General features: G+C 74.0%; 19 protein-coding genes and 1 riboswitch. Of the genes, 4 read left to right on the top strand and 15 right to left on the bottom strand.

Translation table 11 applies throughout. From position 1 onward, the window contains the following. Positions 1 to 13: 13 nt before the first annotated feature. The 6 genes from UO65_RS01755 to UO65_RS01730 form a co-directional block, all read right to left on the bottom strand. Entirely contained in the window at positions 14 to 844 is an 831-nt protein-coding gene (locus UO65_RS01755) for an SAM-dependent methyltransferase (RefSeq protein ID WP_052020454.1), read from the bottom strand. Between the two features lie 207 nt (positions 845 to 1,051). Then, entirely contained in the window at positions 1,052 to 1,726 is a 675-nt protein-coding gene (locus UO65_RS01750) for a TetR/AcrR family transcriptional regulator C-terminal domain-containing protein (protein WP_035278049.1), read from the bottom strand. Positions 1,727 to 1,878: 152 nt separating this feature from the next. Further along, complete coding sequence (locus UO65_RS01745) at positions 1,879 to 3,339, bottom strand: MFS transporter (protein ID WP_233427398.1); 1,461 nt, start codon at positions 3,337 to 3,339, stop codon at positions 1,879 to 1,881. Positions 3,340 to 3,496: 157 nt separating this feature from the next. Beyond that, positions 3,497 to 3,682 (bottom strand): PspC domain-containing protein, encoded by a 186-nt coding sequence (locus UO65_RS01740; protein WP_035278047.1) that lies wholly within the window; start codon positions 3,680 to 3,682, stop codon positions 3,497 to 3,499. 98 nt (positions 3,683 to 3,780) lie between these two features. Next, complete coding sequence (locus UO65_RS38505; RefSeq protein WP_052020450.1) at positions 3,781 to 4,386, bottom strand: TetR/AcrR family transcriptional regulator; 606 nt, start codon at positions 4,384 to 4,386, stop codon at positions 3,781 to 3,783. 49 nt (positions 4,387 to 4,435) lie between these two features. Next, the gene (locus tag UO65_RS01730; RefSeq protein ID WP_035278045.1) at positions 4,436 to 5,257 is read right to left on the bottom strand and encodes an alpha/beta hydrolase family protein; all 822 of its coding nucleotides are present in this window, start codon (positions 5,255 to 5,257) and stop codon (positions 4,436 to 4,438) included. A 76-nt stretch (positions 5,258 to 5,333) separates the two neighbouring features. On the opposite strand from UO65_RS01730, the gene UO65_RS01725 reads away from it, so the two are divergent. Together UO65_RS01725 and UO65_RS01720 are read left to right on the top strand one after the other, a co-directional pair. Next, positions 5,334 to 6,683 (top strand): zinc-binding metallopeptidase family protein, encoded by a 1,350-nt coding sequence (locus UO65_RS01725; protein ID WP_035278043.1) that lies wholly within the window; start codon positions 5,334 to 5,336, stop codon positions 6,681 to 6,683. A 254-nt stretch (positions 6,684 to 6,937) separates the two neighbouring features. Beyond that, positions 6,938 to 8,284, top strand: a complete 1,347-nt coding sequence (locus tag UO65_RS01720) for a hypothetical protein (protein WP_052020446.1) — start codon at positions 6,938 to 6,940, stop codon at positions 8,282 to 8,284. Positions 8,285 to 8,402: 118 nt separating this feature from the next. Here UO65_RS01720 and UO65_RS01715 read toward each other — a convergent pair whose 3' ends face one another. The 8 genes from UO65_RS01715 to UO65_RS01680 form a co-directional block, all read right to left on the bottom strand. After that, positions 8,403 to 8,951, bottom strand: coding sequence for a DUF998 domain-containing protein (locus UO65_RS01715; RefSeq protein ID WP_052020443.1), 549 nt, complete (start codon positions 8,949 to 8,951; stop codon positions 8,403 to 8,405). Between the two features lie 138 nt (positions 8,952 to 9,089). Then, positions 9,090 to 9,854, bottom strand: a complete 765-nt coding sequence (locus UO65_RS01710) for a hypothetical protein (RefSeq protein ID WP_152551929.1) — start codon at positions 9,852 to 9,854, stop codon at positions 9,090 to 9,092. A 28-nt stretch (positions 9,855 to 9,882) separates the two neighbouring features. Beyond that, the gene (locus UO65_RS01705; protein ID WP_035278040.1) at positions 9,883 to 10,662 is read right to left on the bottom strand and encodes a S1 family peptidase; all 780 of its coding nucleotides are present in this window, start codon (positions 10,660 to 10,662) and stop codon (positions 9,883 to 9,885) included. A gap of 219 nt (positions 10,663 to 10,881) precedes the next feature. Continuing rightward, positions 10,882 to 11,649 (bottom strand): ABC transporter ATP-binding protein, encoded by a 768-nt coding sequence (locus tag UO65_RS01700; protein WP_035278038.1) that lies wholly within the window; start codon positions 11,647 to 11,649, stop codon positions 10,882 to 10,884. Then, the gene (locus tag UO65_RS01695) at positions 11,646 to 12,674 is read right to left on the bottom strand and encodes a FecCD family ABC transporter permease (RefSeq protein ID WP_052020441.1); all 1,029 of its coding nucleotides are present in this window, start codon (positions 12,672 to 12,674) and stop codon (positions 11,646 to 11,648) included. Before UO65_RS01695 ends, UO65_RS01700 begins: the two co-directional genes overlap by 4 nt. Continuing rightward, positions 12,671 to 13,552 (bottom strand): ABC transporter substrate-binding protein, encoded by an 882-nt coding sequence (locus UO65_RS01690; protein ID WP_233427397.1) that lies wholly within the window; start codon positions 13,550 to 13,552, stop codon positions 12,671 to 12,673. The genes UO65_RS01695 and UO65_RS01690 overlap by 4 nt, the downstream gene beginning before the upstream one ends. A 196-nt stretch (positions 13,553 to 13,748) precedes the next feature. Next, a riboswitch (cobalamin riboswitch) is annotated at positions 13,749 to 13,892 on the bottom strand. A gap of 62 nt (positions 13,893 to 13,954) precedes the next feature. Beyond that, entirely contained in the window at positions 13,955 to 14,638 is a 684-nt protein-coding gene (locus UO65_RS01685; RefSeq protein WP_035278034.1) for a response regulator transcription factor, read from the bottom strand. Beyond that, positions 14,631 to 16,565, bottom strand: coding sequence for a GAF domain-containing sensor histidine kinase (locus tag UO65_RS01680; RefSeq protein WP_152551928.1), 1,935 nt, complete (start codon positions 16,563 to 16,565; stop codon positions 14,631 to 14,633). Before UO65_RS01680 ends, UO65_RS01685 begins: the two co-directional genes overlap by 8 nt. 187 nt (positions 16,566 to 16,752) lie before the next feature. Here UO65_RS01680 and UO65_RS01675 point away from each other — a divergent pair, with 187 nt between their 5' ends. After that, positions 16,753 to 17,928, top strand: a complete 1,176-nt coding sequence (locus tag UO65_RS01675) for an alpha/beta hydrolase (protein WP_035278030.1) — start codon at positions 16,753 to 16,755, stop codon at positions 17,926 to 17,928. Between the two features lie 279 nt (positions 17,929 to 18,207). Then, a complete protein-coding gene (locus UO65_RS01670) occupies positions 18,208 to 18,492 on the top strand; it encodes a hypothetical protein (RefSeq protein ID WP_035278028.1) in 285 nt (94 codons plus the stop codon). 921 nt (positions 18,493 to 19,413) lie between these two features. Here the strand turns inward: UO65_RS01670 and UO65_RS01665 are convergent. Further along, positions 19,414 to 19,848, bottom strand: a 435-nt coding sequence (locus UO65_RS01665; protein WP_035278025.1) for a sigma-70 family RNA polymerase sigma factor, incomplete at its 5' end; no start/stop codon positions are given.

The raw sequence follows: 19,848 nt of genomic DNA, 5'->3' as shown, positions 1-19,848 counted from the left end.
ACCGCGGACGTCGTCAGGGCTTGCGGCCGACCGCGGCCACGATGCAGCGCGCCGCGGCGGGCAGCTCCCCGAGCCGGGGCCCGTCGGACCACCAGTCGTCGGCCACGACGATGCCCGGGTCGACCAGGTCGAGGCCGACCAGCATCTCCTCGATCTCCGCCCGGGTGCGGAAGTACCCCCGGCTGATGCCCGCGTTGAGGATGCCCTGCACGCGCTGGGCGAGCGCGCTGTCCTCGTTCTCCGGGTCGAGGAAGTGGCTGAACACGACGTAGGACCCCGAGGGCAGGGCATCGATGTAGCGCCGCATGACCTCCACCGGGTGCAACCCCTCGTCGGCGCCGTGGTGGTGCAGCGTGGCCACCTGCAACAGGGCCAGGGGGCGGTCGAAGTCGAGCCGCGAACGCACCACCGCGTTCTCCAGCACCTGCTCCGGCCGGAAGATGTCCGCGGCGATGAAGTGGGTGTAATCGTTCTCCTCCAGCAGCGCCCGACCGTGCGCCAGGACCACCGGGTCGTTGTCGACGTAGACGACCTCGGCCTCCGGGTTGAGCCGCTGCGCGATCTGGTGGGTGTTCTCCGCGGTCGGCAACCCGGACCCGCAGTCGAGGAACTGGTCGATGTGCGCGTGGTAGCACAGGAACCGCACCGCCCGGATGAGGAACGCCCGGTTGGTCAGGGCGATGGACCGCACCTCGGGCACCGCCGCGTCGAGCTGCGCGAGCAACGCGCGGTCGACCGCGTAGTTGTCCTTGCCCCCGAGGGCGGCGTCGTAGGCGCGCGCCACACTGGGCACGGTCTCGTCGATCGCGGCCGACGGGGCTGGCTCGGGGGACACATCAACCATGGGGACCTCGTGGGGGAGTCGATCGGGGGGCACCCACAGTAGTGGACCGACCCCAGCCAGGACGTGGGGCGGGTCGTCACCGCCCGCGCACCCCCACCGGTGGTCGATTCGCCCGACCGGTGATCACTCCGCGTCTCCACGGGGCTCGGGGTCGACGCCGGGTTCGGGGTGCCCGCCCGACCGGCCGGCAGGGGTCGCCGCGAGGTGTCAGCGGGTGGTGTCGGTGGACAGCAGGCCGGTGATGATGGCCGCCAGCCCCCTGCGGTGGCTGTCCTCGGTCGTCAGCGCCACCCACCGACCGGACATCGACGTCAGCCGCGGGTACGCGGTGGGGTCCAGCGCGGCGAACGCCCGGTCGCGGTGCGTGGGCGTCCCCGCCTCCGCACGTCGCCTGGACCGGGTGAAGTGGACCAGGAGTTCGCCCGCGGTGTAGTACCAGATCACCCGGTACGCGTGGACCGCCTCCTCGGGCGTCAGCCCGCACCGCACCGCGGCGTCGAGGATGTCCTCCACGATCCAGAGCGCCGAGGGGGCCACCAGGTCGTCGGAGGCGAGCACCTCGACGATCCACGGGCAGTCCGCGAGGACGTCGTGCAGGGTCCGCGCGGCGGCGAGCAGGCGCTGCCGGGGTTCGGTCGGCAGTTCGGGCCGGGGGAACCCGCGGGCGTGCGCCTCCAGCAGGAGCAGCAGGAGTTCGTCCTTGTCCTCGACGTGGTGGTAGAGCGCCATCGGGGTGGAGGACAGGTCCTTGGCCAGGCGGCGCATGGAGAGCTGTTCGACGCCGTCGGCCTCGACGATGGCGGCGGCGGCGGCCACGATGGCCTCCTTGGACAGCCGCGCGGGCCGTCCGGCTCTGCGGGGCACCGCGTCCTCGGTCGGCATCGGTCCCCTCCCCGCGCGCTGCTGGCGCGGCAACCCTAATCCACGGCCCCGCCCCCGCGGCACGCCCCGTCCCGGTGCCCGTCACCGGGGCGGGCCGGTGAGCCGGGGTCGGTCGGGTGCCGACCCCGGCCGGTCCGGAGTGGACGGAGCGCTCAGGCGTCCACCGGTGCGCCCCGGGCGGTCCTCTCCTCAGGCGCGGCCCGGTCCTCCCCCCGCCCGCCCGGCAGCACGAACACCGCGATGAGCGCCGCCCCCAGCAGGCAACCGCCCGCCAGCGCGAGGCCGAGCCCGAAGCCGTCGGTGGTCGCCAGGTCGACCGGGGCGCCCTCGGCGAGCCCGTCCGCGGTGGCGGAGACCTGGGCGGTCACCAGTGCGGCCAACCCGATCGCGCCGCCGATCTGGCGGGAGCTGTTCAGCAGCGCGGAGGCCACGCCCGCCTCGTGCGGCGGGAGCCCGCCGGTGGCGGCGGCGGTCAGCGGGACGAAGCACAGGCCGATGCCCAGTCCCGCCACCAGCGACGGGCCGAGGACGTCGGTGGTGAAACCGCCGTCGGGGCTCAGCAGCCCGAACCAGGCGAAGCCCGCCGCCGCCAGCAGCCCGCCCGGTACCAGCAGCGCCCGCACGCCGAACCGGCGCAGCAGCCGGGTCGAGGCGAAGATGCCCACCACCACGGCGCCGCACATCGGCAGGAAGGCCAGGCCCGCTCGCGCGGTCGGCAGCCGCAGCACCTCCTGGAGGTACAGCGACACGAAGTAGAACGAGGCGAACTGGCCCGCGCACAGCAGCAGCATGAACAGGTTCGACCCGGCCACGTTCCGCTGGGCCAGCAACCCCAACCGGATCAGCGGGTCACCGGTCCGGGTGCGCCCCTCCCACACCGCGAACGCGACCAGCAGCACCGCCGCCGCACCCAGGGTCAGCACCGTCGTCGCCGAGGTCCAGGTGTGCTGCTCGGTGCGGACCACCCCCAGGACCAGCAGGCCGATGCCCGCGGTGGCCAGCACCGCGCCGGTCGCGTCCAGCCTGCCCGGCCTGCCGCCGAACGCCCCGCTCGGCACCGACCGCGTCGCCAGCAGCGCCACCGCGAGGGCGATCGGCACGTTCACCAGCATCACCCAGCGCCAACCCGCGTACTCGGTCAGCAGGCCACCCGCGAGCACCCCCGCCGAACCGCCGACCGCCGACACGGCCGCGTGGACGCCCAGTGCCCGCGCCCGTTCCGGGCCTTCGTGCTGGGTCAGCGTCAGCAGCGCCAGCGCGGCGGGCGCCATCAGCGCCGCCCCCAACCCCTGCGCCGCCCGGGCGGCCACCAACTGCCACGGCGCTTGGGCCAGCCCGCCGACCAGCGAGGCCACCGCGAACAGCGCCGCGCCCGACAGCAGCAACCGGCGCTGGCCGAACAGGTCGCCCGCGCGCCCGCCGAGCAGCAGGAACCCGCCGAACAGCAGCGCGTAGGAGTTCACCACCCAGGGCAGGTCCACCGGGTCGATCCCCAGTCCGGACCGCATCCCCGGCAGCGCCACGTTCACGATCGTCATGTCCAGCGTGACCATGAATTGAGCCAGGGCGACGGCGGACAGCGCCGTCCCCCGCTTGAGTCCTGTCGTTCCCACGAGACCACCCCCATAGATTCTGTACGCGTAAATATACGCGTACAGTAACGCTGTGGGGAAGGTGGTTCCGTCGAAGGGCGTGCGCCACGGCGAATCCTGGTGGCGGTGGTGGCCGTACCGGCGGGTCGGCGCGGTCGACAGCGCGGCAGACGGCCTGCTAGCGCGAGGGGATGATCGCCCACAGGGCGAGGTAGATGATGAACTGCGGCCCGGGCAGGATGCAGGACACCACGAACAGCAGCCGGACCTTCCCCGGTCGCATGTTCCACTGTTCGGCGAGTCCGGCGCACACCCCCGCGATCCTGCGGTTGCCGCGGGGCCTGCTCAACGCTGTGGTCGTCATGCCACCATCCTCCCCCTCCCGGGCACTCCCGACATCTCGGCGGGCGCCCGGACGCGACAGCACGCCGTTGCGCGGCCGGGGGAGGCGGGCTGCCGGGTTCAGGTGGAACCGGGCTGGAGCATCCTGATGGCAAGTTCGGCGTAGGCGTCGGCCAGGTCTTCCGGTCCCAGGGTGGGGGTGGGGACGAACCAGTAGGGGGCCCGGACGCCCATGCTGGAGATGGCGGCGGTGGTGGTGATCAGTTCCGCCGCGTCGAACACGCCGTCGCGGACGCCCCGCATGCCGGGTTCGGTGGCCAGTTGCTCGGTGCGCCTGCGCAGCTCCAGCGCCTCGGCGGAGCGCTCGGGGGTCAGGTGGTGCAGTTCGTCGTTGGTGACGATGGCGAGCAGCGGGTAGGTCACGTGGCTCAGGACGTGGGTGCGCACCAGGGCGCGGACCCTGGTCACCGGGTCCGGTGGGCACTCGGCGAGGGTCCGCTCCAACGCCTCGAGCAGGTCGCGGTGGCCGATGAGCACCAGCCGCTCCAGGATGTGCTGCTTGGACGGGAAGTGCTCGTAGAGGCTGGGGGCCTTGATCCCGACGGCGGTGGCGATCTGGCGGGTGCTGGTGCCGGGGTAGCCCTGGTGGGCGAACAGCCGCAGCGACTCCAGCAGGATGCGCAGCTCGGTGCCGGTCCCGTTGCCGGGGGGCAGGCGCGGCTCCACCGCGCGGACCCTGGTCAGCGCGGTGAAGTCGCGGGCGGGCGGCGGCGGGTCAGCCGCCTGCCCGCGAGTTCCGTCGGACGTCGACGTACGCCGGATCGGTGCAGATGCCGCAAGCACCGGTGAACTCGGCTGCCGCTTGTTGGTCACCCGACAAGTTGTACCGGAACCACGCGGTGATGGTGCCGCGGAACCCGCCGCCGTCCGGGACGGGGGTGAAGTGGGTGGCCCCACCGAGTTCGGCGTACCAGGCGGGGACGCGTGCCGCCTTCTCGTACAGCGGCAGCACCAGCCTGTCCGGGTCGACGATGGTGTCCTTCTCCCCGGCCAGGAACAGCGCGGGCCCGCGCAGCTTCGTCGGGTCGGCCAGCGGTCCCGGTTCCAACGCGACCGTCGTGTCGACCACCGGGTCGGCGCCCGCGTTGATCGCGCCCGCCCCGCCCTGGGAGTGCCCGATGGCGCCCACGTGCTCGAGGTCGACCTTGCCGTAGTAGGCGCTGCCGCGCCTGCCGTTCTCCAGGCGCAACCACGCCGCGCCCGCCAGCATCTCCTTGCCGCTGTTGGAGAACGCGGTGTTGGCGGCGGCCACGATGTACCCGTGCGAGGCGAGGTGGCGCAGCAGTCCGGAGTAGACACCGGGGAAGGCGCCGGTCCCGTTGCCCCAGACGATGACCGGGTGCTTGCCGTCGAGACGGGTCGGTCGGTAGTAGGTGCTGTTCAACCCCACCTCGACGGTCACGGCGTACGGGCCGGGCGCGGCCCAGTCGGTGGTGGCGGCGGCCGGTGCCACCTGGGCGGCCTCCCCGCTCGGGGCGACGAAGACGAGCGTTGCGGTGACCGCGAGCGCGGCCACGAGTGGACGGCGGAGTTTCATCGGTGAATCCTCCCTAACGACTGTTAGGGTATCGTCGCAGTGACCCGCGAGGGTGTCAACCGGATCGGGAGGGCATGTGCTACCGCTGGACCGCGACTGGGTGGACGCCGAACTGGACTTCCTGCGCAACCTCGGTCCCCGGCTGACCGGCTCCCCGCAGCACCACCGGCTGGTCGACCGCGTCGCCGAGCAGGTCCGGGCGCTCGGGCTGCCGGTGGCCGAGGACCGGCACCGGTTCACCCGGTGGGACCTCACCGGCGCGGCCGGGCTGTCGGTGGGCGGGGAGCCGGTCGAAGTGGCGTCGGTGTTCCCCTACTCGGGTACCGGGCGGGTGACCGGGCCCCTGGTCCGGCTACGCGGGCCGGTGCCCCGGTGGTCGAGGGCCCGGGGCGGGATCGCGGTCGTCGAGGTGCGCAACCGGGAGCTGCCGTTCGCCGAGGTCGTCCGGGTGTGGGGGTCGCAGCAGCCGTGGGAACCCCTGGCGCACCCGCTCATCCCGGCCACGATCGCGGGACTCGGGTTGCACCGCGCCCGGCGGGCGGGGGTGCGCGGGGTGGTCTTCGCCTGGCGCGGGCTGGCCGCCGAGGACGCGCGCGGCCAGTACGTGCCGTTCACCCTGCCGTACCAGGACATCCCCGCCGCGTTCGTCGCGGGCGAGGCGGCCGACGCGGTGCTCGACGCCGCCGCGCGGGGGCGCTCCGGCGACCTGGACGTGCCGGCCACCCTGACCCCGGGGGCGTCCATGCGCACGCTGTGGACAACCGTCGAGGGCACGCAGCGTCCCGATGAGACGGTGCTGGTCGTGACCCACACCGACGGCACCAACGTCGTGGAGGAGAACGGCCACATCGGGCTGCTCGCCCTCGCCCGCGACGCGGTGGACACCCCGCCCCGGCGCACGGTCGTGTTCGCCTTCGTCGCGGGCCACCTGCGCATCCCGGCGGTGACCCGATCCGGTCAGGCGGCCACCCGGTGGCTGCGCGACCACCCGGACCTCTGGTCGGGGCCGCGGCGCGCGGTCGCGGGCCTGGGCGTGGAACACCTGGGCGCCCGCGCCCCCGAACTGCTCTACGCCACCACACCGCGACTGCGCGACCTCGCCGCCGCCGAGTGGCCGGGAACCCGGGTGTCCAGGCCGAGCCCCCTGATCCACTTCGGTGAGGGTGAACCCCTGCTGCACCACGGGATTCCCGCCATCTCACTAGTCAGCGCCCCGATCGACCTGCTGTCGACCCGGCCCGGCGACCACGTCGACCCGGACCTGCTGCACCGGCAGGTCGACAGCTTCCGCCGCGTCCTGGCCCGCCTGGACGACACCGCTGCGGACGACCTCGGGCAGGTCCGGCCCGCGGGCGTGGCGGCGAAGGCGGTCGCGGCGGCACGCCTGGCCGTGGCCCTCGCCCGGTCGCGCCGCCCGTCGAGCTGAGCGGCCCCGCCGCCGGGGAGGGCGTCCACGGCAAGGTGCTGCCGGGAGTGGAGAACACGGTCATCCCGTTCACCTGATCGTGAGTCCCGCTCGTGCGCACAGTGGTCGGCGCCCGGCAACCGGGTGACGCGGTCCGCGTAGTGCAACCCCTTCCGGCGCTAGCCATCCCGGGTGGTCGTGCCCCACGATGAGGGGCACTCGCTTGTGGAGCAGGGTGAACCGCTGCTCCACTGTGGACCCGATGTGGAGATGGCATGACGTCTGGACACCACCCCAACGGCAGGCTCCGCGACCTGATGGCCGAGAGCGGCTGGACCGGCGAAGCACTGGCGCGGGCCGTCAACACCGCGGGCGGCAGAACCGGGCTGCGGTTGCGCTACCGGCGGGACGCGGTGTCGCGGTGGCTGGCCGGGATGCGTCCCCGGCCACCGGTGCCCGACCTGGTCGCCGAGGTGCTGTCCCGCCGGGCCGGTCGCCGCGTCACCGCGCAGGAGGCCGGGCTGGTCGCCGCGGAAACCGGCGCCCGCTCGCCGCACTGGTGGCAGGTGGTGCCCGTGGGCGCGCTGTTCGACGCGGGCGTGGGCGCCTACAGCGTGGCCGCGCTCGCCGTGCCGCCGTGGACCGCGCACCCGGTCGAGCCCCCGGCGGCCGACCCGCGCACCGGCCCCCGGGTCGGGGCGGGGGAGGTCGCGGCGGCCAGGCTGATGGCCCGCCTGTTCGCCGACGCGGACACCGCCTTCGGCGGCGGCCACTCCCGGCACACCCTCGCCTCCTACCTCAGCGCCACCGTCGCACCCTGGCTGCGCGCGGACGCGACCCCGGCGGTGCGGCAGGCCCTGCTGTCCACCGCGGCCGGGCTGGCCACCCTGTGCGGCGCGATGGCCGTCGACGACCGGGCCAACGCCTGCGCCCAACGCCACTACCTGGCCGCGCTGCGGCTCAGCGCCGAGGCCGGGAACGCCCCCGCCCACGCCGTCGCGCTGCGCGGGCTCGCCGAACAGGCCCGGCTGCTCGGCCACGCACACCACGCCGACCGCCTCGCCGAAGCCGCTGTGCGCACCGCCGGGGACGACGCCCACCCGCGCCTCGCGGCGTCCCTGCACGGCGAACTCGCCGCGTCGGCCGCCGCCGCGGACCGGGGGCAGCGCGCCGCCCGCCACCTCACCGCGGCCCACCGGGCACTGGAACGCGACACCGGATCGGACGCCCCGCCGTCGGACCTCCTGCTCCCGGGCACCCGCGGTCACCACTGGGCGGTGCTCGCCCAGCACCGCGCGGAGGTGGCCGCCTGCGCCGCCGACCGCCCCGCGGCGATCAACGCCCTGCGGGCGTCGTTGCGCCACCGACCGACCCCCGAGCGCCGCGCCCGGGCGCTCACCCTGGCCCGGCTCGGCGAACTGCACCTGGCCGAGGGGCAGGTCGAGGACGCGTGCCGCGCCTGGGGTCGGTTCCTCGACGACCACCCCGCCCTGACCTCCGCCCGCGCCGACGCCGCCTCCGACGCGCTGCGCACCCACCTCCGCGCCCACCTGTCCGTCCCGGCGGCACGGGCGCTGTGGACCAGGACGACCACCGGCGCCGCGGCGGGAGCGGGCGCCTGACCGGCACGACCCCGCCCGGCGGAACCCACCCACCACGCGCCTCGCGGTCATCCACGGGGGCGGGTTCGGCGACAACGCGGGCCGCGGTCACCCATTGTTGTCCACTGTGGATGGCGCATCACCGGTCGCGGTGCCCGCCGTCGCGGTGGGCGAGCACGGCGACGGCGGGCCAGAAGACCTGGGCGCCCGCGAGCACCCGTTCGGCGAGCCCGACCAGGTGATCGGCGTGCAACGACAGCCCGAACCCGGCCAGGCAGAGCAGGAACACCGCCGTCGCCGCCCACGAGGACCGGACACCCGGTGCGGCGGCGACCGCGGGCCAGATCGACAGCGCACCGAACGCGACGGCAGCCGCGACCTGGTGCCCCGCGGCGGGCTGGGGGAGCGCGGCGACCGCGGCGCTGGCCACCCCGGCCACCGCCAGCAGCACCCGCCCCGCCGGACGGGCCCCGGTCAGCCCGGCCGCGGTCACCACGTGGCAGGCACCGACCACCGCGAGCCCGGCGGTCATGATCCACCGGTTCGGCGCGTCCACCGCGGCCAGCGCGCTGATCGTGTCGCGCACCTGGTCGAAGTCGGGGTGCACGGCGGCGGCCGCGGTCCAGCCCCCGATCAGCGCCACCGGAGCGAGCAAGGACGACAGGACGGCCCACCTGCGCACGGTCATCCACCCATGCTCCCGCGAATCCTCGGCGACGGCCGCGCGGGACAGCCCCCGGTCGACCTCCCTTGTCCAGAGGGGAGGACCGACCGGAGGCCACACCCGGGCACACCCACAAAACCCCGGCGCTTCGCAGGACACGCCCTAGCGGATGGCGACCTGGTACTCGACGCCGCCGACATCGGTCAGCGCCGTGCTCGGCTGATCCGCACCGAGCGGGGCGAACTGGGTCACCCGGATGACGTGCGATCCCTTGCGGACGCTCGCCCCCAGGCCGAACTGGAGCTTCAGCTCCGGTCTGGTCCGCGGCGCCAGCAGCACGCCGAACAGCCTGGCCTGCTTGAAGTCGCCGACCTCGGAGCTGGTCGGGCCCACCTGCTTCAGACCGGCCGCCCGGCCGCCGCCTTCCCGCCACCGGGCGAACAGGTCGGGGCCGGGGACGTCCGGCCAGGGGATCACCACGGCGGTGGTGCCCGAGGCCGCGACGGACACCCCGAGGACGCCGCCGATGCTGGTCCAGTCCGCGCTCCAACCCGTGCCGCCGCCGGGCGTCGAGCGGTAGACGTCGAGGTTGCCGACGTCGGCGCCGGAACCGTGGGGGCCGGGGTTGTTCAGCTCGACGAAGATGTGGTTGACCGAGCCGACCTCGGGGTTCTGGCTGGTGGCGCACTCCACGGACGTCGGGCACACCTTGACGTCCGGGCTGGTCCAGACCGAGGCCGAGTGCGGCTCGACCCCGGTGTCGCCGACGTGGTCCCGGATGTAGACGTCGGTGGCGGCGGTGGTGCCGATGTCCGCCGCCCCCGCCGGGGACGCGCTGGACAGCAGCGGGGCGACCAGGGCCACCACCGCGGCGATCGTGCGGCCGAGGGTCCGGGTGCGTCGCGGTCGTCGTCGACCGCGTCTCATGGAACTCCTTCCGTGCACGGGGACCGGGTCAGAGCGGCAGTCCCGTCACGCCCTGAATCCACGGCCGCAGCGCGGGCACGTCGACGTAGATCGACGGCGCCACCGCGCAGGCGGACCCGCCACCGGAGCGGCTGGTGGCCCCGACCAGGTGCCACGCCCCGCCGACCGTCTTGACCTGCGGGCCACCGGAGTCGCCGTAGCAGGCACCCGCGACCCCGCCCGGGTTGCCGGTGCAGATCTCGGTGGCGCCCACGATCCCCGCGCAGGAACCGTCGGCGACGATGGAGGTGTTCAACTGCTGCAACTGGACCGGCGCCCCGCAACCGCCCGGGGTCGGGCAGGTCTGGCCCCACCCCATGATCCGGGTGGAGGTGCCGACCGGGCCGGAGGTCGCCGCGATGACGACCGGCAGGTAGGCGGACGGGACGGTGGTCAGCCCGATCACCGCCAGGTCGTTGGTCGGGTGCGTGGCCACGGACGTCACCGAGACCAGTGCGCCGCCGGAGGTGCGGTTGTTGCTGCCCACGCGCAACCGCATGCTGGAGGGCGACCTGCCCTGCACGCAGTGCCGGGCGGTGACGGCCCACCTCGGGTGCACGACGGAGGCACCGCAGAAGTGGCTGCCCGACAGGGTTTGCAGGGAACCCGAGAACGAGTAGGCGGGGGCCGGGGTGCCGCCGACCACCTGGGGTGTCAGCACACCGCCGTCCGTCGGCGGGCTCGCGGCGGCCGTCGCGGGCACGGCCATCGAGGCGAACACGAGCGAGGTGGCCGCGAGCAGGGCAGCGGCCAGTGAACGCAACCTCATCGTTGCCGTTCCTTTCCTGGGTGACGGTCCCGAGACAGGGGCAGGACCGTTCACGGAACGTAGCTCCCCCAACTCGGAGCGCACAAGCTCTGCGCCGGAGGTTGCCTCATTCGGCAGATGGTGTGCCCTGCTCCTGGCACTGATCGGCGTATCGCCGCAGCCCATCGCCGGTGCGTCCGGGAGGACGATCCCCGCCCCCGTGGCAGGCGGGCCGGGTCGTCACCGGGCCGCGGTGCGGCGGAAGCGGACGTGCAGTTGCCCGTCCTCGGTGGAGACCACCGCGCGGACGCCGTAGACGTCCGCGATCAGGTCCTCGGTGAGCACGTCGACCGGCGCCCCCGCCACCACGACCCTCCCCGCCCGCAGGACCACCACGTGGTCGCAGAACATCGCCGCCAGGTTCAGGTCGTGCAGGGCCACCACGGTCGTCACCGGCAGCGTGGTGACCAGGTGCAGCAGGTCGAGCTGGTGGGCGATGTCGAGGTGGTTCGTCGGCTCGTCGAGCAGCAGCTCGCGGGGTTCCTGGGCCAGCGCCCTGGCAAGCTGGACCCGTTGCCGCTCGCCGCCGGAGAGCGTGTGCCAGGACTGCCCGCCGCGGTCGGCGAGGCCGGTGGCCGCCAGCGCCGAACGCACCGCCGCGGTGTCCGCCGCGGACTCGCCCGCCCAGCCGCGCCGGTGCGGGATGCGGCCGAGCCGCACCACGTCGAGCACGCTGAGGTCCACCTGGGTGTCGACCTGCTGCTCGACCACGGCCAACCTGCGCGCGACCACGCGCCGCGGCAGGTCGGCCAGGGGAGCGCCGTCGAGGGTGACCACGCCGCCGCCCGCGGGCAACAACCCCGCCAGCACCCGCAGCAGGGTCGACTTCCCGGCGCCGTTCGGCCCGAGCAGGCCGATGGTGGCCCCCGCCCGGCAGTCCACGGTGACCCCGTCGAGCACGAGGTGGCCACCGGCGGTGCGCACGACGCGGTCCGCGGCGAGGGTCATCGCCTGCTCCTGGTGCGGTAGAGGATGACCACGAAGGCCGGGACGCCGATCAGCGAGGTCAGCACGCCCACGGGGATCTCCTGCGGGTCGAGCGCGGACCGGGCGGCGGTGTCCACCCACACCAGGAAGATCGCCCCGCCCAGCGCCGAGGTGGGCAGCAGGCGGGCGTGCCCGGCCCCGGCCAGCGCCCGCGCGGCGTGCGGCAGCACCAACCCGACGAACCCGATGGCCCCCGACGAACTCACCAGCACCGCCGTGAGCAGGGCCGTCGCGCACAGCAGCACCACCCGCACCCGGGCGACCCGGATGCCGAGCGACGCCGCGGCGTCCTCCCCGAAGGCGAACGCGTCCAGGGTGCGGCCGTGGCCCAGGCACACCGCCAGCGCCACCGCCAGCACGGCCGCGCAGACGCCGACCTCGGTCCACGTCGCGCTCGACAGCGACCCCAGCAGCCAGAACAGCACGCCCCTGGTCGTCTCGGCGTCGGCCGAGGTGAGCACGATGAACGAGGTGAGCGCGGAGAACAACTGCATCGCCGCCACCCCGCAGAGCACCACCCGGTCCAACTGCCCGCCCAGCAGCCGACTCAGCACCAGCACCAGGGTGAACGCCAGGACCGCCCCCAGGAACGCCCCCGCCGACAGCGACACCGTGCCGCCGCCGACCCCCAGGACCACGACCACCACCGCACCGGTCGAAGCCCCGGAGGACACGCCGAGCACGAACGGGTCGGCGAGCGGGTTGCGCAGCAACGACTGGAGCACGACCCCGCACACCGCGAGCCCGGCCCCGCACACGGCGGCCAGCAGCGTCCTGGGCAGCCGAAGGTGCCAGATGATGCTGTCGCGGATCGGCGAGAGCACCCGCTCCCCGCCGCCGAGGTGGGCCAAGACGGTGCGCCAGACCTCGCCCACCCCGATGTCGGCCGGGCCGATGGTGATCACCACCGCCGTCGAGGCGACCAGCAGCACCAAGCCCGCGGCGTACCGCAGGCCGGTCCGGGCGCGCGTGGGCGCCGCGCTCACCCGAGCGGCCCGAAGCCCCGCAGCGCCGCCGCGACCTTCTCCACGCCCTCGACGGTGCGCATGGTCGGGTTGAGCGCCTGCCCGCTCAGCGGCACGTACCGCTTGCCCTGCACGGCCCGCATCCGCGAGGTCACCGGGTTGGACTCCAAGAACGCGATCTTCGCCGCCGCGGTCTCCGCGGTCTGCGACTTGCGGGTCAGGTCCCCGATCACCAGCACCGCCGGGTCGCGCTCGGCCACGGTCTCCCAGTTGACCTGCGGCCACTCCGCGCGGGTGTCGTCGAAGACGTTCTTCGCCCCCAGCGCCCCGGTGATCACCCCCGGCGCCCCGCAGCACCCGGCCAGGTAGGGTGATTCGGAGTTGGCGAACCAGTACAGGATGCTGACCCCCGACGCGTCGAGGTCCCTGGTTGCGGTGTCGAGCCGCTCCCGCAACCCCGCCACGACCTGCTCTCCGCGTTCGGTGACGTCGAACAGCTCCGCCAGGTCCCGGATCTCGCGGAACACGTCGTCCATGGTCAGCGCCGTGGACCGCACCCCGTCCCCGTCGCCGCTGTTGTCCTTGGTGCCGCAGTCGGTGGGGGACAGGTAGGTGGTCACACCCAGCTCCTCGAACCGCTCCCGGGTCGCCACCCCACCGGTCCCGAGCACCGACTCGAACGAGGCGGCGACGAAGTCCGGCTCGACCGCCAGGACCCGCTCGAACGACGGCGCGTTGTCCGCCAGCCTCGGCACCTTCGCGTTCGCCTCGGCCAGTTCGGGCAGCACCGGGTCGGTCCAGGTCGCGGTGCCCACCATCCGGTCGGCCAACCCGAGCGCCAGCATGATCTCCGCGCTGCCCTGGTTCAGCGCCACCGCCCGCTTCGGCGGCTCGCTCACCCGGACAGCCCGCCCGCAGTTGTCCACCCCGGTGCCCTGACCGGCCGCGGTGTCCGCCCCACCCCCACCGCACCCGGCGACCGTCAAGACCGCGACACCCACCAGAACCCGAAACCGCCACGCTCCGCGCACGCCGAATCCTTCACCCTCGAGGGCCCCACGCGAGCCCAACCGGACGGTCGCCCACCCCGACCGCAGGCCGGAGTGGGTGCCAGTGGGTAATCGGACTCGGAACGCTCGGAAGCCGTCCCTCACCGCTGCGCGTCAGTCCCGGTCTTGCACCGGAGTTCCCCCGCCCGAACCCGCCTCCACGGCCTCGGCTGGCCCGCGAAAGCTAACACAGTCCACATCCGCCGCGGCCCACCCGTCGCGGCGTGAAGCACCTCACACCCCCGGTGCGCCTCAGGTCGGCGGGTCGTGGCGGAGGTAGGTGAGCACGGCGGACACCCGGCGGTGCAGGGTGTCTTCCTCGCCGAGCCCCAGCTTGGCGAAGGTGGAGTGCCCGTGCTTCTCCACTGTGGACTCGGCGATCACCAGGGCGGCGGCGATGGCCCGGTTGTTGTGGCCCTGGGCCATGAGCCGCAGGACCTCGTACTCCCGCTTGGTCAACCGGGACAGGGGCGAGTCGGCGGCGCGGCTGTGACCGCGCAGGAGGATGTCGACCACCCGGGGATCGATGCTGGAGCGGCCCGCGCGGACCTCCCTGATCGCGCCGAGGAGGTGGTCGAGGTCGCCTACCCGCTCCTTGAGCGGGTAGGCGAGCCCTGCGGTCCCGTCGCGGAAGAGGGCGAAGACGTAGGACTCGTCGGCGTGCTGGGACAGGACGACCACCCCGGTGCCGGGGTGCTCGGCGCGGATGGTGTGCGCGGCGGTGATGCCCTCGGTGCGGTGGCCCGGCGGCATCCGGATGTCGGTGACCACCGCGTCCGGGCGGAGTTCGCCCACCGCGTGCAGCAGTTCCACCGCGTTGCCCACGGCGGCCACCACCTCGACCTCACCGGAGTCCTCCAGCAGCAGGCGGGTGCCCTCGCGGACCAGGTAGTGGTCCTCGGCGAGGACGACCCGGGTCGTCGGCCGCTCAGGCACCGCTCCTCCTGACCGGCAGCCGGACCCGCACGGTGGCACCCGCACCCGGTGCGCTGGTGGCCACCAGCGCACCGCCCACCGCGTCCACCCGGTCGCGGAGCCCGGTCAGCCGCACCTCGCCGCTGAAACCGACACCGTCGTCGGTGACCTCGATGTCGAGCAGGTCGGCGCAGCCGCTGAGGCGGATCGTCGCCCGGGTGGCCTCGGCGTGCTTGAGGACGTTGGTGAGCGCTTCGGAGATGAGGAAGTACGCGGCCTCCTCCACGTCCGGGACGAACCTGGAACTGGTCACCTCCGGTCCCGCGTGGACGGTGACCGGGATCGGGGCCCGCCGCGCCCGCGAGCGCACCGCGGCGGCCAGGCCCTGGTCGGTCAACTCCGGCGGGTGGATGCCGTGGGCCAGCTCCCGGACCTCGGCGATCACCCGGTAGACGTCCTCCTGCACCTCATCGAGCATGGCGTCCACCCGGTCGGGGTCGCGCCGCAGTTGGTTGCGGGCCAGGCGCAGCCGCGTGACCATGGCGACCAGGTCCTGCTGCACCCCGTCGTGCAGTTGCCCCTGGACCCGGCGCCGCTCGGCGTTCTGCGCCTGCACGATCCGCGCCCTGGACGCCTCCAGCTCCCCGGCCTGCTCCTCGACCCGCGCCACGTGCGCCGAGAGCTGCGCGGCCAACCCGAGGTTGTGCACGGCCAGCGCGGTCTGCCGCGCCAGCGTCTGCACCAGTGCCCGCTCCGACGGCGTCAGCGCGCCCTCCACCTTCGGACCGCACTCGATCGACCCGACCACGGTGTGCCGGTGGCACAGGGTCACCGCCAGCGCAGGTTCCTCGGCCTTCCCGGGTACCCCAGCCATGTCGACGGCCCGGTTCGGTGTCTCCAGGGTGACTCGCGCCCACCGCAGGTCGAACGCCTCCGCCACCGTGCGCGCCAGTTCGGCCGCCAGCGCGGACGGGTGGAACACCTGCTCCAACGTGGCGCCGAACCGGACCAGCAGCTCCTGCCCGCTCGGCCGGTGGCCGTACACCCGGGCCGCGGCGATCCTGGTCAACCGCGCCCGGACCGGCTCGGCCGCCACGGTGGCCGCCACGGCCACCAGCACCACCAGACCGCCCGGCAGGTACGCGCTCGCGGTCAGGCTCAACCCGGCCACCGCCCCGACGTACCAGAGGGCGATGAACACCCAGGACAACCGATACCTGGTCGACCGGCGCACCGCCACGTCCGCGCCCAGCATCCGGTACCGGACCACTGCCACCACCAGCGCGGCGGGCACCACCACCGTGTCGACCAGGACCACCACCACGGTCGTCACCACGTCCTGCGGTCGCACCCAGCTCGCCAGCACCAGCGGCGCCACCACCGCGACAGCGGTCAGCAGCACCACGCCCAGCATCCACCGCAACTCCGAGCGCTCATCCCGGGGCAGGAGCCGGTACCGCACCCCCAGCAGCACCGGCCCCAGCAGGAACACCCACATCCCGACCGGAACGGGACCGAGCGGCAGCCGCGTCTCCGTCGCGGCCAGCACCGCGTCGACGGGCACCAGCAGCCACAGCGCGGGCAGCACCACGCGCTCGTGCGCGAACCGCCGCCGACCGTCCGGCAGCGACGCCAGCAGGTGCACCACCCGCACGACGAGGGTTGCCATCAGCACACCGAACACAACCCTCGGTGCCGCGGGCCCCGAACCGGGACCGCCGATCACCTCGGGCACGGCGAACGCGAAGGCGATCACCACCGCGAACAGCGCGCCCGAGACCACCAGGCGACGCGCCACCGGGTGCTCCGGGGCGTGCCACCACACGAACACACCCACCACGTGCCACGGCAACGGCCCGGCGACCGCGATCACCACCGCCAGCGGCCCCAGGGACCGCCCCAAGACCACCGCGCACAGCACGGCGAGCCCACCCAGCACGACGGGCACCCACATCCAGGGTGTCCGCCCGTGTTCTCTGACCATGACCGAATCGTCCCGCACGGCGGACCGGCCCGACCAGCCGACTTCCTCCCTCTTCCTATGGAGAAAACCTCCAGTCGACACTCAAGCCACCCCGGTGTCCACAAGCGCGAGCACACGCCACGGTTGAACCACGACAACGAGAGGACACACCATGCCACGCCAAATCCCGGGAGCCGCGGTGCTCGCCGCCGCTCTCGTCCTGGGGGCGACCCCGGCCCAGGCCACCCCCGCCGACCCGCTGCACCTGCCCGCACCCACCGGCCGCCACCACGTCGGCGTCACCACCCTGCACCTGGTCGACCCCGCCAGGGCCGACCCGTGGCCCGACGCCGCGGGCAGCCCCAGGGAGTTGATGGTCAGCGTGTTCTACCCGGCCACCGCCGTGCGCGACCACCCGGTCGCACCCCACCTGAGCCCCGGCACCGCGGCCGGGTTCGGCGCCGTCGCCCCCTTCTACCTGCCGGGCATCCCCGCAACCGGGGTCGACTGGGCGGCGACGCGCACCCACGCGCACACCGACGCCCCGGCGCGGGCGGTGCGGGCGCCGGTCGTGCTCTACAGCCCGGGCCTCGCCGATCCGCGCTCACTCGGCACGGTCGTGGCGGAGGAACTGGCCAGCCGGGGAGCGGTGGTGGTGACCGTGGACCACCCGGGGGAAACCAGCGCCGTGGAATTCCCCGGCGGCCGGGTGCGCACGATCGCCCTGCCGGGCGACCCCCGCACCAGCCCCGCGCTGTACCGGAGCCTGGTCGACACGCGGCTCGCTGACACCCGCTTCGTGCTCGACCAGGTCGAATCCCTGGCCCGGGGGCACAACCCGGACGCCGAGGGCCACCCGCTGCCACCCGGCCTCGACCGCGCCCTCGATGTCCGCCACCTGAGCATCCATGGACAGGGCCTGGGCGGCACCACCGCCACCGAAGCACTCCACGAAGACCCGCGCCTGGACGCCGCGGTGAACCTCGACGGCTACCTGGACTACCCGCCCGACACCGCAGGCACCCCCGGCGACCTGCTGCCCGCCGCCCGCGACGGAGTCACCAAGCCACTCCTGCTCGTCGGCTCGGAGGGCTTCCGCGACGAACGGCTGGACCGGTCCTGGTCGGCGCTGCTGGCCCACAACGGCCCGGCCACCCGAACACAGGTCGACGGCGCCGCACACTGGGGCCTGACCGACCTCGGCGCCCTGGTGCCACAACTGCAAGCCCGCGGGCTCGTCACAGCGGCCGACCGGGAACGCCTCGTCGGCAACCTGCCACCGCGGTGGGCCGTGACCCTGCTGCGCGGGCACATCGTCGATTTCCTCGCGCGCTGGGCAGGTTGCTGACGTTGTCGACACCTTCGAGTGGGTTTCCCGGTTCCACTGGCCAGCACGCCGCCATGAGCGCACAGCCGCCCACTTTCGTGGATTCGTCCGGCTGACTTGCGCGGTGATCTGCTGATGTGGTCTTGGCACCAAGGAGAACGAAGTGAGCAGATGCGCTGCGCTCCATCTCAATGTCCTCAGTGGACATGGACTGCGTCCAAGTCGCCGTCGATCGGCGGACGCCGCTGGTGATCTTGTGGCGGCATCGAGGCCGTCAACCCCGGTGCGACCGCGTTGGTCGTGGACTTGGCCCGCGCTCTGGCCCGCGAGCCGGAGATCCGGGAACTGCTCGCGGTCGGTGCCGAGGTCGTGGGAGAGGAGGCGATCATCGCCCAGCACGGCTGGGCTCACCTGGCCCTGGTGGTGGTGACGACGGGCGCGGTGCTGCGGGAGGTCGGTGCTGATCTCATCGCCGTGGTAGCGACGGCGCTGGGCACGGCCGCGCTGCTGCGCGATGCCGGGGCACCGCCCTGTTACGCCGCGCCGCGCTCGACAAGCGCCGGGCCGACTACCTCCTGCCGCTGAGGGTTTCCATGCAGGCGGTGGCGACCGGTGGCCACTTCGCACTGGCCGAACCCGGTGTTGTCGCTACCCCGGATTTCGCCGAGAACGGTTTGGTGGTGGCGATCCCCGGCGGGGTGGCGGTGCGCACGGGTGTGGCGGGGTGGCGGTGCGCACGGGTGTGGCGGCGGGGCGGGTCCAGGTTGGCCTGGACGTGTTCGCCGAACCGCCGTCCGAGGTCGACCTGGCGGCCTGGGACGAGGTGGTGGAGGTCAGTTGGACGGCGGAGGGCCGGGTTCGCCACGCTCACCGGTGGCCCGCAGGACTGCCGCACCCCGCCGTGGCCGGGCCGTACCGGGTCGGGGCGCACGTCCGCGGTCGGGACGGTGACGACGTGGAGGGGCACCGCCTGGTGGTGTGGGTGGCACCCGCTGCGCCGTCGATCGTCCACAAGCGGATCGATCGGCTCGGGCACCGCCTGCGCGGGGAGCCCGAACCGCCGGGCGTGACCGCACCGGAGGCGGCGTTCCGCTGGGTGCACCAGGGTCGGTTGTCCGTGGCGGCCACCATCACCTCGGTCACCGGGCTGACACCGGACGAGGTCATGTGGGCCTTCGGTGTCGATCCCGGGGCCTGCTGTCGTTGGAGGAGTGCCAGGACGGCGTCGAGTGGTGCCGGCGCTCGCTGTGCGGGAATGCGGGGACGTGGTGGCCGCGGTCGAGGTGGACGGGTTTCGCGGATCGGACGAGGCGGTGCTGCGACGTCGTCTTCCGCGCCCCTGAGTGCGGTCGTGAGACGGGTTTGACTGGACCTCGGCTTCGACCACGACGAGGACGGTCTGGTCGACCTGGCCACCGCGCCGCCCGCCGTCATCGCGGGGGCTGCGGTCTGTCCGCCGCCGATGCCCTGACGGCGGGTCGGCGCGGTCGGATCGGGTGGGTGCCCTCAGGCGGCTTCGAGGGAGGGAACGGTGGTGCGCAGGGTGCGGAGGGCGTTGTGGACGCGGCTCTTTACGGTGCCCACGGGGACCCGGAGGGCGACGGCGGCGCCCGCGGTGCTGCGGTCGGCCAGGTAGACCTCGGCCAGGGTGGCCCGGTGGGCGGTGGGCAGGGACCGCAGGACGTCCGCGACGAACAGGCGGTCGACGACCTCGTCGGCGCGTTCGGGGGTGGCGGTGGGGTCGGTGGCGGGCATCTCGACCTCGGCGGGGCGGGCGGCGCGGGCGCGGTGCTGGTCGACGGCGATGTTGTGGGCGACGCGCTTGAGCCAGCCGCGGACGGAGCCCTGGTCGTCGGTGAGACGGGTGAGGTTGCGCCAGGCGCGCAGCCAGGTCTCCTGCACGACGTCCTCGGCGCGGTGGCGGTCGCCGCCGGTGAGGCG

It is taken from the genome of Actinokineospora spheciospongiae (assembly GCF_000564855.1).
GTDB classification, from domain to species: domain Bacteria; phylum Actinomycetota; class Actinomycetes; order Mycobacteriales; family Pseudonocardiaceae; genus Actinokineospora; species Actinokineospora spheciospongiae.
This window is presented reverse-complemented; position numbering and strand designations above follow the sequence as displayed.

Excerpts from the sequence above, each read along its gene's own strand:
- UO65_RS01755 (WP_052020454.1), bottom strand. The coding sequence starts at position 844 with ATGGTTGATGTGTCCCCCGAGCCAGCCCCGTCGGCCGCGATCGACGAG.
- UO65_RS01715 (WP_052020443.1), bottom strand. The coding sequence starts at position 8,951 with ATGACCGTGCGCAGGTGGGCCGTCCTGTCGTCCTTGCTCGCTCCGGTG.
- UO65_RS01700 (WP_035278038.1), bottom strand. The coding sequence starts at position 11,649 with ATGACCCTCGCCGCGGACCGCGTCGTGCGCACCGCCGGTGGCCACCTC.
- UO65_RS01675 (WP_035278030.1), top strand. The coding sequence starts at position 16,753 with ATGCCACGCCAAATCCCGGGAGCCGCGGTGCTCGCCGCCGCTCTCGTC.
- UO65_RS01750 (WP_035278049.1), bottom strand. The coding sequence starts at position 1,726 with ATGCCGACCGAGGACGCGGTGCCCCGCAGAGCCGGACGGCCCGCGCGG.
- UO65_RS01730 (WP_035278045.1), bottom strand. The coding sequence starts at position 5,257 with ATGAAACTCCGCCGTCCACTCGTGGCCGCGCTCGCGGTCACCGCAACG.
- UO65_RS01740 (WP_035278047.1), bottom strand. The coding sequence starts at position 3,682 with ATGACGACCACAGCGTTGAGCAGGCCCCGCGGCAACCGCAGGATCGCG.
- UO65_RS01705 (WP_035278040.1), bottom strand. The coding sequence starts at position 10,662 with ATGAGGTTGCGTTCACTGGCCGCTGCCCTGCTCGCGGCCACCTCGCTC.
- UO65_RS01720 (WP_052020446.1), top strand. The coding sequence starts at position 6,938 with ATGACGTCTGGACACCACCCCAACGGCAGGCTCCGCGACCTGATGGCC.
- UO65_RS01710 (WP_152551929.1), bottom strand. The coding sequence starts at position 9,854 with ATGAGACGCGGTCGACGACGACCGCGACGCACCCGGACCCTCGGCCGC.